A 13,846-nucleotide genomic window follows, 5' to 3' on the forward strand; every position below is an offset into this window, starting at 1 on the left:
GTCCTCATTGAGGGGCAAAGCGCTGGCCCGTCGATAGCATACGAGAGCAGCGCTGCACGCGATGCCGGGCGACCACGCCGTGGGCCGGCCGACTCGTTTCCAGGGGCGGACGTGCTGCATACGGCCTGCTTCGCGGGAGCCGGACAGCGGCTCACTCGGCGCTCGAAGAGCTCCGCGCCCGCCGTGGCCGGGTCGTCTGTCGCCCACGTTAACGTGGGCGAGCGGCGCCGGGAAGGGCCGAGTGGCGGCCGGCGCACGCCGCGCGCGGCGGCTAGGGCCAGCTACCGCGCTTGCCCGCGCGGCCGACGAGGTTCGCTACCGCGGTCACCAGGCTGTTCGGCTCGATGGGCTTGGCCAGGTGCATCTGGAAGCCGGCGGCGATCGCCTGGCGGCGGTCCTCCATGCGCGTGTACGCGGTGAGCGCGAGCGCCGGTATGCCGCTCGCGGGGACGTCGTCCCCCATCGTGCGCAGCCGCCGCATCATCGCGTAGCCGTCCTCGCCCGGCATGCCGATGTCGCTGACGAGCACGTCGAACTCGCCCACGCGCAGGGCCTCGAGCGCCGCGCCTGCTGAGGCCGCCTCGCTCACCGTCGCGCCGGCGCGCACGAAGATGATGCCGAGCAGCTCGCGGGCGTCGGTCTCGTCGTCGACCACGAGGACCCGGATGCCCTCGAGCAGGCGCCGCGCGGCGCCCCCCTGCGCCTCGCTGCCCCGGCGCTGCGGCGACGGCAGCGCCGCGGGCGCCTCGGCGCGGATCGGCAGCCGGACCCGGAAGCGCGCGCCCTTCCCCTCGCCGTCGCTCTCGGCGTGCACGCTGCCGCCCTGCGCTTCCGCCAGGTGTCGCACGATGGCAAGGCCCAGCCCGAGCCCGCCGTGGGCCCGGGTCATCCCTCCGTCCGCCTGCCTGAACCGCTCGAACAGGAACGGCAGGAAGCTCTTCGGGATGCCCTCGCCGTCGTCCTCCACCTCGACCTCGAGCATCGCGTCGACGCGCCTGGCGAGGGCCCGCACGTGGCCCCCGGAGGGCGTGAACTTCACCGCGTTCGCGAGCAGGTTCCACACGACCTGCTGGAGCCTGTCGGCGTCGCCGAGGAAGATGCCCACGTCGTCGGTGACCCAGGCGTTGACCTCGACGCCCTTCGCCAGCGCCGCCGGGCGCACCAGATCGAGCGCCGTGGCGAGCACCTGCCGCACGTCGACCGGATCGGTCCGGAGCTGCAGCTTCCCCGCGAGGATCGTCGAGGCGTCGAGGACGTCCTCGATGAGCTGCGACTGCGCCTTCGCGTTGCGCTCGATCGTGGCGAGCCCCCGCTCGAGCGACTCGGCGTCGACCTCGCCGGTCCGGAGGATGCGCGCCCAGCCGAGGATCGACTGGAGCGGCGTCCTGAGCTCGTGCGACACCGTCGCGAGGAACTCGTCCTTGAGGCGGTTCAGCTGCTCGGCGTGCTGGCGCGCGCGCTGCTCCTGATCGAGGAGCTGGGAGCGCTCGGCGTCGGTGCGCTTCTGCTCCGTGATGTCGTGGAACGAGATGCCGACGCCGTCGCCGAGCGCCACCGCGATGGCGCGGAACGTCCGCGGAGCGCCCTCGTGCGTGCAGGAGAGCTCGATCCGGGCGGGCTCCCCCGCCTCCACGACGCGCGCGTACGCGTCGAACGCGCTCGCGATCGCGCTGCCTGGCACCTCGACCAGCAGCCGCTTGCCCTCCAGATCTTTGCCGCGGCCCCCGACGATCGGCCCCGTGGCCGGGTTCACGTAGACCCACTCGAAATCCGAGATCGCCCCGGAGGCGTCGCGCACGCTGCGGAGCATCATGAACCCGTCGGGCGACGCCTCCTGGACGGTGCGGAACCTCGCCTCGCTCGCCCGCAGCGCCTGCTCGATCGACTTCCGCTCCGTGATGTCCGTCGCCGTGCAGGTGATGCCGACGATCTCGCCCGTGTCGTCGGTCAGCGGCTCGATCGAGACGTCGATGTGCTGCGTGCGCCCGTCGGCGCGCACCGCGATCTCGCGCCGCTGGCCGACGCCGCTGGCGAGCACGTCGCGCTTCGTCCGGTCGAGCGACCTCGCCGCGTCCGGGTCCTCCAGCACCTCCCCGTCGGTCTTCCCGATCACCTCGTGCTCGGACTTGCCGAACGAGTTGTGCATCCACGTGTAGCGCAGGTCCCGGTCCTGGGTGAACACCATGACCGGCGACCCCCGGAGCGCCTTGCGGAAGCGCTCCTCGTTCACGCGGAGCGCCTGCTCCGCGCGCAGGCGCTGGGCCACGCTCTGATGGAGCTCGAGCGCGAGCCGCTCCGCCTTCCGGCGCGCGCCGATCTGCTCGGTCACGTCGAACGACGTCACCATGACGCCCTCCATGGCGCCGCTCATGTCGTGAACCGGCTTGCACAGGACGTTGTACAGCCGCTCGACGGTCTCGCCCGTCCAGCGCGTGAGCCGCACGGGGATCTCGCTCGCCACGCTCGGCTCGCCGCTCGCCAGGACAGCCTCGAGCTGCGCGTGCAGCGGCTGCCCGCGGAGCTCCGGGACGGCCTCGACGAGCGGCTTGCCGAGGAGATCGTCGCGGCCGACCATCCGGCAGAACAGCGGGTTCGCGAGCTCGAACACGAGCTCTGGGCCCTTGAGGAAGCAGATCGGCGCGGGCGCCTGCGCGAGCAGCGAGCCGCTCTTGCCCCGCTCGAGCTCGGTGCGCCTGCGCTCGGTCTCGATCGCCTCCAGCTGGAGCCGGGTGTGCTCGCTTACTGCCTGGGCGATGCCCGCGTCCACGCGCTCGGAGAGCGCCTCGATCTCCCGCAGATCCGGCGTGATCCCGGCCTCTTCCATCTCGCGGAGGATCGATTGTCGGAGGACGCCGTACTCGCGGACCATCACGCCCAGGTCGAGCCCGTGCTCCCAGCGCACCTCGCCGTGCTCGCGCGCGGCCTCCTTGCTGCCTTCCGTCGAGGCGCGCTGCTCCAGGCTGACGGCCACCTCGTCGAGGAAGCTCGGCAGCGAGTTGATGATGAGCGGCTTCGGCATGCTTCGCACCACCGGGCTACGCCTGCGGAGCTCGCCGACGAACCGCTCGATGATGGCCTCGCGGCGGGTCCTGATGAGCGTGGAGAGCGGAATCCTCATGATTGGGTCGTTCGCGGCGGGGAGCTCCACCTCGGCAACCATCGCCGTCAGGGGGCATGGGCAGCGAGCGGCGAGAAGCGGTGGGCGATCGGCGCCGCAAGTGGCGCCAGCGAGCACCCTATCTTCGGCGAGCCGACCGACATCCACAAGGCGCCCTGCCAGCGCATCCCGCCAGGCACCGGACGAACGGCCGCTGCTCTTGTGAAGCAGCCGCGCCCGGCTCTCCGTCGACATCGATTTCGACGCGGCGATTGAGCTGAGCCCGACTTCCACCTCGCACGCACAAGCCCAGGCGTGAGCAAGCGTTGTGCCTAGATCGGCCAGCCGATGGGCTGGACGATGTGCGGTGCGCGACGTCACGAGTGAGGCAATTTGCCGCAACCGCCCCGCGCGCCGTGTCGTGCGGCGGCACCTGCAGCGACCTGTCGGGCGCCAGGACCCTCGTCGGACCGGGCCAACTCCGGACCTCGCGGCATGGCGGCTGCACTGACGTACGAGTGACGTACAGCGTAACAACGTAACAACGTGCAAGCGCGACTTCTGCAGTCGCTGCAATACAGGCCCTAGCACTGAAACAACGATTCACCCAATGAGGAGGTCATCATGCTCAGTTGGAGTGTCGCGTTCTTCCTCGTGGCGATCATCGCTGCGATCCTCGGCTTCGGCGTCCTCGCCGCCAGCGCCGCCGCGCTGGCGAAGCTGCTCTTCGTCATCTTCCTCGTCCTGGCGCTCGTCTCCCTCGCGCTCGGCCGACGCGTCCCGACGTGACGCCGCACGTGCTCGGAGGCCACGATGGGGGCGAACTGCCTCGCCAGTCCGAGCGGCACCCGGGCTTCCCCATGGCACGTCTGTCGCAATACCCGCGGAGAGACCCGTCGATCGCGCCATGAGGCCCATCCCGGGCGGCGCCGATGGGGTGTCCGCGCCGCGCCGGGCCCTCGCCCCGACGCAGGGTCGAGCATCGACCGCAGACCGGAGGAGATCATCATGTTGACCGTCCGAACATTCCTGCCTATCGCCATCGTCATGAGCGCCGTCGTGGGCTGCGACTCCCCCACCGCGGACGCGCAAGCCAAGGCCGAGCGCGCGCAGCGCGAGGCGCAGCAGAAGGCGGCGGAGGTCGCCACCGAGCTCGACAAGAAGGTCACCGAGATCGACCAGCAGGCCGAGCGGGAGACCGACAAGGCCCTCCGGGAGGCCGCGGAGAAGCTCAACAACGCCGCCGTCGAGGCCCAGGAGAAGACCGCAGACGCCGCGGCGGAGCTGGCCAAGGCGCGCGAGGACGTGCGCGCGTCCACGTCGCGCAGGATCGAGGATCTCCAGAAGGATGCCGTCGAGCTCCGCGAAAAGGCGGAGAAGAAGCTGTCGAAGGACGAGCTCGGCAGGTTGATGAAGGACGTGGAGGACAAGTCGGAGGCGGTCCGCAGGAGCCTGCGCGACCTCGACACGGCGACCAGCGCGAACCTCGACCGGGTGAAGCAGGGCATCTACCAGCGCGTGGACGAGCTGGATCGCGCGATCCAGGCCGCGAAGCGGCGCGTTTGATGCAACCCATGCAGACCCGAGGGCCTGAGCCCAGCACGGCTCGACACGAGGAGGACGAGATGGAGAACCAGAAGACCCAGCAGACCCCGTCGGCGGACATCGAGGGAGAGGGCAACCGGACGGCCGATCGGCGATACCGCGAAGGCGTCGAGAAGTCGGTGAAGGCCGGCAAGATCAAGGAGCACGCGGAGGAGGCCGCCCGCGCGCTGGACGGCCCCGAGGGCGACGAGCTCCGCGAAGCAGAGGATGCGGCGCGCCGGGGTCGGCCCAGCTGATCGGGGCGAGGCAGCGATGATCCGAGAGCTCCGATGCAAAGCCTGTGGCCGCCGGTACCTCTTCGTATCGACGGCGGCCACGCCCTGCCGGGTCTGCAGCTCGGCCCTCGACGAGGTGGAGCTCGAGCGCGGCGTGTACGAGCTCGCCGCGAACGACGCGCGGAGCGCCGCCTCGTCCGCTCCACCGAGCCCGGCGGACACCATGGTCCCCGAGGATCTCGGCTACGGCGAGTCCCATGGCTACGGCCCCGCGCACGGCGGCCCGACCGGCCCCGGCGACGCGCCGGCGACGAGCTCCTGAGCCGAAGGGGCGCCCGCCCCTCAGGCCGCCCTCGCCGCGCGGCTCGCGGCGTGGATCGGGGCCTGGGGGCGGTGGGAGTGGGCGATGAGCGCATCGAAGAGCTCCAGCATCTGCCGGCCTAGACGCTCGTTCGTATCGTCGGTCAGCTCCGCCTCGATCTTTGGCAAGAGGTCTCGCTCTTCCTCCTCCGCGTGGTGCGTGACGAGCTCCCTCAGGGTGACGAGCCTGGCCTTGAAGCCCGGGTCCTCGGGCGCCATACCCACGACGCGCCGGATCTCGAACCGCGTGACCGTGTGCTCCTCGCAGGCTCCGCCGATGAGATCCGGCTCGATGGCGAGCAGCTCCGGGAAGAGCACCACCTGCTCGGCGAGCATGTGGGCGAGGAGGTGCTTGGTGAGCTCGTCCGTCGCTCGCCGGACATCGCCCATGCCCGAGAGGGCCAGATCGAACAGCCTCTCGGCTTCGCGGTGTTGCCCCTTCAAGAGCTGTGTTGCCTTCATGCATTCTCCTCTCGAGGACCGGACATGATTTGTCGTTCACTGAGGTGGAACTGAGGTGAACAAGAGGTCTCGTCGCCCTCGCGCGCGACCAGCGCACACGGCGGCCTCGGCCGAGGCCCGCGGTGATGCGCCGCGGGGAGCCCTCAGCGAGATGTCATTGCGCCGTCGTGCAGCTCACGCAGCGCCAGCGGCGAGGCCCGCGACAAAGCGAACCGCCCCCCCGCCCCCTCTCCCGTCGAGACGGCAATCAAGCAATCACCGTGCCGACTAGGTTTATTCCGGATGCGAACAGACGCTGGATGCTCGACAGGGAACATCGATGTGCAATTTCGCCCCTCGCGCCGCGCCCATGGCTCGGACGGACTCGGCAGTTGCCAGCAGCCGGGACCGTCTGCCGGATCGAGATCGGCGCTCGGCGCCGGAGCGTGACCGCGACGATGCCTCCGGAGCGACGCCACGCCCCGTTCGGCCGCGGCGGCGCCGCGCGACGCGCATGGCGAGAGGCGTGCTGCCGGCCGTTGCCGGTCCTGGAGGATTCGGTGGTCCGGTAAGGCCTCCCCGCCCGGCGATGGCCTTGGGCGCAGGGGCGCTCGCCGGGCTCCGGGGGCTGGCGGGGCGCTCCGCCGCGGCGCGCGGCCGGTGCCGGCCCGGCTGAGGCAAGAACGCGCACCTGTGGCGAAACGTCACGTTTGGAGAACGTCCGCGAGGAGCGGACTGGGCTTGATGGCGCGCACTCTCCGTGGCACGTTCCCTGCAACTGAAGGCAGCGGTCGACCTATAGAAGAGCTGCCGAGGAAGGACACGCGATGAGCGGCAGGATACTCGTCGTCGACGACGACGAAGCGACGTGCGATCTGGTCGAGGCCCTCCTCAAGCGACAGGAGTTCTCCGTCGCGGCGCGTACCTCGGCGAAGAGCGCGCTCGAGCTCGTGAGCGAGGACGATTTCGATGTCGTGTTGACCGACGTCGGCATGAGCGAGATGAGCGGTCTGGAGCTGTGCGAGCGCATCCTCGGCGCCCGGCCCGACATGCTCGTGATCGTGATGACGGCGCTCGGGAGCCTGGAGACCGCGATCTCCTCGATGCGCGCCGGGGCGTTCGATTTCGTCACGAAGCCGCTCGACGCGAACCTCCTCGGCCTGACGGTCTCGCGCGCCGTCCAGCACCGGCGGCTCCGGTCGGAGGTGAAGCGCCTGCGCGAGGCGGCCCACGACGTCCAGCAGACAAAGGGCCTCGTCGGGCGCAGCCCCGCGATGAAGCGCGTCTACGACCTGATCGGGCGCGTCGCGCGGAGCGACGCCTCGGTCCTCGTGCACGGCGAGACGGGCACCGGCAAGGAGCTCATCGCGCGGGCGATCCACGAGGCCAGCGGTCGGTCGGGCCCCTTCGTCGCGGTCAACTGCGCCGCGGTGCCCCAGGCGCTCCTCGAGAGCGAGCTCTTCGGCCACGCGCGCGGCGCCTTCACCGACGCCAAGACCCAGCGCACCGGCCTGTTCCTCGAGGCCAGCGGCGGCACCATCTTCCTCGACGAGATCGGCGAGATGCCGCTCGAGGTCCAGCCGAAGCTGCTCCGCGCGCTGCAGGAGCGCAAGGTGCGGCCGGTGGGCTCGAACGCCGAGATCCCCTTCGACGCGCGCATCGTGACGGCGACGAACCGCGACCTCGAGACCGAGGTGTACGAGAAGCGGTTCCGCGAGGACCTCTACTACCGCGTCAACGTCGTGAAGATCGACCTGCCGCCCCTGCGCGAGCGCGGGACCGACGTGCTCCACCTCGCGATGCACTTCCTCGAGAAGTTCTCGTCCCGCAGCAGCAAGGGCGTGCTCTCGCTCTCGACCGCGGCCGCGGAGAAGCTCACCGCGTACAACTGGCCGGGCAACGTGCGGGAGCTCGAGAACAGCATCGAGCGCGCGGTGGCGCTGGCTCGCTTCGAGCAGATCACCGTCGAGGACCTGCCCGAGAAGGTCCAGGCCTACCGGCCCGACCGCTTCGTCGTCGCCGTCGACGAGCCGGCGGAGATCATGACGATGGACGAGCTCGAGAAGCGCTACATCAAGCGCGTGCTCGCGCTCGTCGGCGGCAACAAGTCGCGCGCCGCCCAGATGCTCGGGTTCGACCGGCGGACGCTCTACCGCAAGCTGGAGCGCTACGGGGAGCAGGACGGCTCGGGCGGAGACGACGGCCCAGACAAGGACAAGTCGGCCTCTTCGCCGGGATCGGCGAGCTCGTCGTTGAGCTGAGACGGGGCGCGAGGCGAGGCGTAAGGCATGATGGAAAAGGCGCTGCCCGACTCGATTTACAAGCTGTTCGCCCGCGCGGGGCACGACGTCCGCGGGCCCGCCGGGGTGGTGGCCACGGCGCTCAACGAGCTGGAGCTCGCCCTCGGGGGCGAGGCCACCTCCCAGAACGCGGTGTACTTCACCATGGCGCGCCGGGGCGTGCGCCGCTTGCTGCGCCTCGCCGACCGCTACACCGCCGCGTCCGAGCTGTCGCGGCAGCCGGACGCCCCGGCGCAGCCGCTCGACCTCGAGGCGCTCGTCCGTAAGGCCGTCACCGAGGCGTCGTTCGTCTACGGGCGGCGCGACGTCACGGTGGCGCTCGACCTCGCCCCGCTGCACGGGTTCGCGCACGCCGCCTCGATGACCGCCGCGCTCTCGGACGCGCTCATGCTCGCCTTGAACGTAGCCCGCGGGCGGGTCGCCGTGGAGCTCGCGGCCCACGGCGAGCGCGCGCGGGTGGTGCTGACGAGCGACGCGAGCACGACCTCGGTGGAGCAGCTCTTCGAGGCCTCGCTCTCGCCGGAGGCTGACCCGCTCGCCGATGGCGGGCTGCCCGTCCGCGTGATCGACGGCGTGCTCAAGGCGCACGGCGGCACGGCGCGGGCCGACCGCGTCGGCGCGGAGACGCGGATCACCCTGGAATGGCCGCTGCACACGGCCGATCGCAAGGCGGTGGCCCGATGACCGACCAGCTGCCGCAGGTGCTGGTGCTCGACGACGACGACGACACGGCGGCGCTGCTCTCCATGGCGCTCCGCCGCCGCGGCTTCCGCGCGCTCGTGGCGCGCACGTGCGAGGAAGGGCGCTCGCAGCTCGCCGAGAGCGCGGTCGACGCCCTGGTGACGGACGTGTCGCTCCCCGACGGCAGCGGCGTCGCGCTCGTGGCGTCGCTCGCGCACAGGCCGCGGGCGGTCATCGTGGTGAGCGGCTTCGGCGGGGACGACGATCGCGAGAAGAGCCTGAAGGCCGGGGCCCACGCGCACATGGTCAAGCCCATCGACGTGGCCCGTCTCGTCGCCACGCTCAACGAGCTGCTCGGGCGGTCCGGCTGAGCGAGCGCGCGCGCTCTCCGCGCGCACTGGCCACCCCGGCGCGCTCGCCGCGCGCACTGGATACCCCGGCGCGCTCGCCGCGCGCTGGCCACCCCGGCGTGTGGGCCAGGGGGGCCGCCGCTCACTTGTCGACCGACGCGTAGAACGAGACGCCCCGCCGGTTCTCGTCGAGGCGCAGCGGGTGCTGCAGCGCGGGCAGCGCGCGCTGGGCGCAGTCGAGGCGCTCGCAGGTCCGGCACGTGACGCCGACGGGCACGGCCGCGCCGATGTTGTCCAGGTCGATCCCGTCGGCGTAGACGAGCTCGCGCGCGTAGCGGACGTCGCAGCCCATGCCGATCGACTGCACCGTGTGGGGGACGTGGTAACCGCCGCGGTCGCTGCGCACCGTGCGCGCGATGCAGAAGTAGACGGCGCCGTCGGGCATCTGCGAGAGCTGGATCCGGATCATGCCGGGCGTCATCAGCGCGGCGTGGACGTTCCAGCGGGGGCACGCGCCGCTGAACCGAGCGAACCGGATGCCGGAGCCGCTGAAGCGCTTGGAGATGTTCCCCGCGATGTCGATGCGGACCATGTGCATCGGCACCCCCTCGGAGCCCGGGCGGCGGAGCGTCGTCAGCCGGTGGCACACCTGCTCGAAGCTCGTGCCGAACCGGTGGGCGAGGAGCTCGATGTCGTAGCGCTCGGCGCGCGCCGCATCCAGGAACGGCTGGTACGGCATGAGGATCGCGGCGGCGAAGTAGTTGGCCAGCGCGACGCGCGCGAGCGCGCGGGACTCCGGCGTCGTCAGGTTCTCGTCGCGCAGGATGCGGTCGATGGCCGCCGATTGCGTCAACAGGCCGAGCTGGTGCGCGAGCTGGAACCGGCGGCTCCGGGGCGGCAGCACCTCGGAGATGCTCAGCACGCGTTTGTCGGGGTCGAATCGCCGCATCGCCTGGCGCTCGTCCGCGACCCGCACGATGCGCACCTCGATGCCGCGCGTCGCGTGGAGGTACCGGACGAGGCCGCGGTAGACGTCGTCCGCATCGAGCTCCGCGTCGCGCCAGAGCGCCTCGGCGCCTTCCTCGAGCTCCGAGAAATGGTTCATCCGACGCTGGATGAGATCGCTGACCTCCTCCGACGGTAGACGCGAGTTGTCGACCGCGACGAACCCGTCCCCTGCCAGCCGCTCTCCCAGCGTATCCAGCGATTCTCGTGTCGTCGCGTAGGTCCGGTAGAGCGTGAGCACCGCGCGCGCGACGTTCGGGGATGCCGCGACGAGCTCGCGCAGATCCGCGTTCGTCAGCCCGTGGCTCTCGAAGATGGGATCGCCGAACACCTCGTGGAGATCGGCCGTGAGCCGGACGTCCTCTTCCGACGCGAAGTTCTGGAGATCGAGCTGGAATATCTGGGCGAGCCGGATGAGCAGCGGCGCGGTCAGCGGACGCCGGTTGTTCTCTATCAAGTTCAGGTAGCTCGCCGAGACACCGAGGCGCTCCGCCAGATCGACCTGCGTCATGTGCTCGCGACGCCGGAGCGCGCGGACCTTGGCTCCGAGAAGAGGTGCATCGGCCATGGGGACCCTCCCGACGTGATTAGGACAACCAGGATCACATGTAGGCTCAGCTCGCCTGGTGGAAATTTACAATAGTTTACACGTTGACACGCTGTAAAGCCCTTTCGTCTACATCGTTATCCGCCTGCATTTCACAGCGAAGTTGACGCTGAAACCTCGTCGACAAACATAGGTTGCTTGTAACGACGCGCAGCGTTGCAGGAGATGTGGATGAGCAAGAATCATGAGACAGCAAGCGTCCGCTTGCTCGCTCCCCGGGTCGGGGGCGACGAGTCCGTCCTCACGCCAGAGGCCCTTCGCTTCCTTTCCGCGCTCGGGCGCAAGTTTGCCGACCGGGTACCAGCTTTGCTCGCCCGTCGGCTCGCTGTGCAAGAGCGACTCGACGCGGGCCACCGATTCGATTTCCTCCCCGAAACGCGGGGCGTGCGCGAGGGGGACTGGACCGTGGCGCCGCTGCCGGGCGACCTCCTCGACCGGCGCGTGGAGATCACAGGTCCGGTCGATCCCAAGATGATCATCAATGCGCTGAACTCCGGCGCGAGCGTGTTCATGGCGGACTTCGAGGACGCCACGTCGCCCACATGGAAAAACCTCATCGAGGGGCAGGCGGCGCTGCGGCTCGCGGCGAGGCGCGAGCTCCGTTACGAGGATCCGGCGACGGGCAAGCGTTATGCCCTCGGCGATAAGCTGGCGACCCTGCTCGTGCGCCCGCGCGGCTGGCACCTCCCGGAGAAGCACGTCGAGCTCGACGGCAAGCCGCTGCCGGGCGGGCTCTTCGATTTTGGACTCTATTTCTTCCACAACGCGCGTGAGCTCGTCCGCCGCGGTACCGGTCCTTACTTCTACCTGCCGAAGATGGAGAGTCACCTGGAGGCGCGCCTCTGGAACGACGTCTTCGTGTTCGCGCAAGAGGCGCTCGGCCTGCCCGTCGGCACGATCAAGGCCACGGTCCTCATCGAGACGTTGCCCGCGGCGTTCGAGATGGACGAGATCCTCTACGAGCTCCGGCAGCACTCGGCCGGCCTCAACTGCGGTCGCTGGGATTACATCTTCAGCTTCATCAAGAAGCTCCGGAACGACCCGGCCTGCGTGATGCCCGATCGCTCGCAGGTGACGATGGAGCAGCATTTTCTGCGCTCGTACACGCAGCTGCTCGTGAAGACCTGCCACCGCCGCGGCGTCCACGCGATGGGCGGCATGGCGGCGCAGATCCCGATCAAGAGCGACCCCGAGGCGAACCGCGCGGCGCTCGACAAGGTGCGCGCCGACAAGCTGCGCGAGGTGAAGGACGGACACGACGGCACCTGGGTCGCGCACCCGGGGCTCGTGCCGCTCGCGCGCGAGGTGTTCGACGCGCACATGCCGGCTCCGAACCAGATCGAGCGGAAGCGCGAGGACGTCCACGTCTCGGCGGCCGATCTGCTGCGCGTCCCGGCGGGCGCGCGCACCGAGGCCGGCCTGCGCCACAACATCCGGGTCGGCGTCCAGTACCTCGAGGCGTGGATCAGCGGCCTCGGCTGCGTCCCGCTCTACAACCTGATGGAGGACGCGGCCACCGCGGAGATCTCCCGCACCCAGGTGTGGCAGTGGATCCACCACAAGGCGACGCTCGACGACGGCCAGCCGCTCACCGTGGAGCGCTTCCGCGCCGCGGTGGACGGAGAGATGGCCGCCCTCCGCGGCGCGCTCGGCGCGGAGCGCTTCGACGGCGGCCGCTTCGCCGAGGCGCGCGCGCTGTTCGAGCGGCTGTCGATCGGCGAGACCTTCGAGGAGTTCCTCACGCTGCCTGCTTACGAGCTCTTGATCTCCGGCGCCGGAGAGAGGCGCTCGTGACGCTCGGCGCGCTTCGTTCGACCTCAACACAGCGGCAGCTGCCGCCCCCAACCCCAACGCATTAGGAGCCCAGTCATGTCCGCTGCTTTCCCGTTGAATACGCCGATCTCCGTGGACTCCCTGCACGCGACGGCGAGCGACACCGTCCCCGGCCGGTGGAATGGCGTCCTCCGTCCGTACTCCGAGGCGGACGTCGCGCGCCTCCGCGGCACCGTCCGTATCGACTACACGCTCGCGACCCTCGGCGCCAAGCGGCTCTGGAACCTGATGCACTCCGAGCCCTACGTGGCGGCGCTCGGCGCCCTCACCGGCAACCAGGCGATGCAGCAGGTCCGCGCCGGGCTCAAGGCCATCTACCTGAGCGGGTGGCAGGTGGCGGCCGACAACAACGAGGCCGGGACGATGTACCCCGACCAGAGCCTGTACCCGGCGAACAGCGTCCCGACGCTCGTGCGCCGCATCAACCAGGCGCTCCTCCGCGCCGACCAGATCGAGAACGCCGAGGGCAAGGCCGGGCGCTACTGGCTCGCGCCCATCATGGCCGACGCGGAGGCGGGCTTCGGCGGGCCGCTCAACGCGTTCGAGCTGATGAAGGCCATGATCGAGGCGGGCGCCTCGGGCGTTCACTTCGAGGACCAGCTCGCCTCCGAGAAGAAGTGTGGGCACATGGGCGGCAAGGTCCTCGTCCCGACCAGCCAGTTCATCCGCACCCTCATCGCGGCCCGCCTCGCCAGCGACGTCATGGGCGTGCCGACCGTCCTCGTCGCCCGCACGGACGCCGACAGCGCCAAGCTGATCACCTCCGACGTCGACCCGCGCGACAAGCCGTTCGTCACCGGGGAGCGCACGCCCGAGGGCTTCTTCGTGCTGAAGGGCGGCCTCGAGGCGGCCATCGCGCGCGGGCTCGCGTACGCGCCCTACGCGGACCTCGTCTGGTGCGAGACCTCGACGCCGGACCTGGATCAGGCGAAGCGCTTCGCGGAGGGGATCCACAAGCAGTTCCCCGGCAAGCTGCTCGCCTACAACTGCTCTCCTTCGTTCAACTGGAAGAAGCACCTCGACGACGCGACGATCGCGCGGTTCCAGCGGGAGCTCGGCGCGATGGGGTACAAGTTCCAGTTCGTGACCCTCGCCGGGTTCCACTCGCTGAATCACAGCATGTTCGAGCTCGCCCGCCAGTACCAGCGCCGCGGCATGGCGGCGTACTCCGAGCTCCAGCAGGCCGAGTTCGCCGGCGAGCAGTTCGGCTACAGCGCGACCCGCCACCAGCGCGAGGTCGGGACGGGCTACTTCGACGAGGTCGCCCAGGTGATCTCGGGCGGCGCGGCGTCCACGCTGGCCCTCCACGAGTCCACCGAGGCCGCCCAGTTCTGAGCGCCGCGCGGGCGTGC

12 protein-coding genes are annotated in these 13,846 nt (G+C 70.3%); 9 read left to right on the forward strand and 3 right to left on the reverse strand.

Annotated elements, in window-relative coordinates:
* Positions 1 to 271 precede the first annotated feature (271 nt).
* Complete coding sequence (locus WME90_RS45885; protein ID WP_437278431.1) at positions 272 to 3,118, reverse strand: PAS domain-containing hybrid sensor histidine kinase/response regulator; 2,847 nt, start codon at positions 3,116 to 3,118, stop codon at positions 272 to 274.
* Positions 3,119 to 3,721: 603 nt separating this feature from the next.
* On the opposite strand from WME90_RS45885, the gene WME90_RS45890 reads away from it, so the two are divergent.
* The 4 genes from WME90_RS45890 to WME90_RS45905 all read left to right on the forward strand — a co-directional run bounded on the left by WME90_RS45890 (position 3,722) and on the right by WME90_RS45905 (position 5,239).
* Positions 3,722 to 3,886, forward strand: coding sequence for a DUF1328 family protein (locus WME90_RS45890; RefSeq protein ID WP_437278432.1), 165 nt, complete (start codon positions 3,722 to 3,724; stop codon positions 3,884 to 3,886).
* Positions 3,887 to 4,105: 219 nt separating this feature from the next.
* Entirely contained in the window at positions 4,106 to 4,663 is a 558-nt protein-coding gene (locus WME90_RS45895; RefSeq protein ID WP_437278433.1) for a hypothetical protein, read from the forward strand.
* Positions 4,664 to 4,722: 59 nt separating this feature from the next.
* A complete protein-coding gene (locus tag WME90_RS45900; RefSeq protein WP_437278434.1) occupies positions 4,723 to 4,938 on the forward strand; it encodes a hypothetical protein in 216 nt (71 codons plus the stop codon).
* Between the two features lie 16 nt (positions 4,939 to 4,954).
* Complete coding sequence (locus WME90_RS45905; protein WP_437278435.1) at positions 4,955 to 5,239, forward strand: hypothetical protein; 285 nt, start codon at positions 4,955 to 4,957, stop codon at positions 5,237 to 5,239.
* Positions 5,240 to 5,259: 20 nt separating this feature from the next.
* On the opposite strand, the gene WME90_RS45910 is transcribed toward WME90_RS45905, so the two are convergent.
* Positions 5,260 to 5,739 carry a hemerythrin domain-containing protein gene (locus WME90_RS45910; RefSeq protein ID WP_437278436.1) on the reverse strand — a complete coding sequence of 160 codons (480 nt, stop codon included), beginning with the start codon at positions 5,737 to 5,739 and terminating at the stop codon, positions 5,260 to 5,262.
* Positions 5,740 to 6,545: 806 nt separating this feature from the next.
* Between WME90_RS45910 and WME90_RS45915 the strand changes: the two genes are divergently transcribed.
* From WME90_RS45915 to WME90_RS45925, 3 genes are read left to right on the forward strand one after another with little or no spacing between them, the layout of a single operon-like run.
* The gene (locus WME90_RS45915; protein WP_437278437.1) at positions 6,546 to 7,979 is read left to right on the forward strand and encodes a sigma-54-dependent transcriptional regulator; all 1,434 of its coding nucleotides are present in this window, start codon (positions 6,546 to 6,548) and stop codon (positions 7,977 to 7,979) included.
* Between the two features lie 27 nt (positions 7,980 to 8,006).
* The gene (locus WME90_RS45920) at positions 8,007 to 8,702 is read left to right on the forward strand and encodes a histidine kinase (protein WP_437278438.1); all 696 of its coding nucleotides are present in this window, start codon (positions 8,007 to 8,009) and stop codon (positions 8,700 to 8,702) included.
* A complete protein-coding gene (locus WME90_RS45925) occupies positions 8,699 to 9,070 on the forward strand; it encodes a response regulator transcription factor (RefSeq protein ID WP_437278439.1) in 372 nt (123 codons plus the stop codon). The genes WME90_RS45920 and WME90_RS45925 overlap by 4 nt, the downstream gene beginning before the upstream one ends.
* Positions 9,071 to 9,191: 121 nt before the next feature.
* Here the strand turns inward: WME90_RS45925 and WME90_RS45930 are convergent, their stop codons facing one another.
* Positions 9,192 to 10,622, reverse strand: coding sequence for a helix-turn-helix domain-containing protein (locus WME90_RS45930; RefSeq protein ID WP_437278440.1), 1,431 nt, complete (start codon positions 10,620 to 10,622; stop codon positions 9,192 to 9,194).
* Positions 10,623 to 10,832: 210 nt separating this feature from the next.
* On the opposite strand from WME90_RS45930, the gene aceB reads away from it, so the two are divergent.
* Entirely contained in the window at positions 10,833 to 12,455 is a 1,623-nt protein-coding gene (gene aceB / locus WME90_RS45935; RefSeq protein WP_437278441.1) for a malate synthase A, read from the forward strand.
* A 75-nt stretch (positions 12,456 to 12,530) separates the two neighbouring features.
* Positions 12,531 to 13,829, forward strand: coding sequence for an isocitrate lyase (aceA, locus tag WME90_RS45940; RefSeq protein ID WP_437278442.1), 1,299 nt, complete (start codon positions 12,531 to 12,533; stop codon positions 13,827 to 13,829).
* Positions 13,830 to 13,846: the final 17 nt, after the last annotated feature.

The organism is Sorangium sp. So ce375, assembly GCF_051473855.1.
Classification (GTDB): Bacteria; Myxococcota_A; Polyangia; order Polyangiales; family Polyangiaceae; genus Sorangium.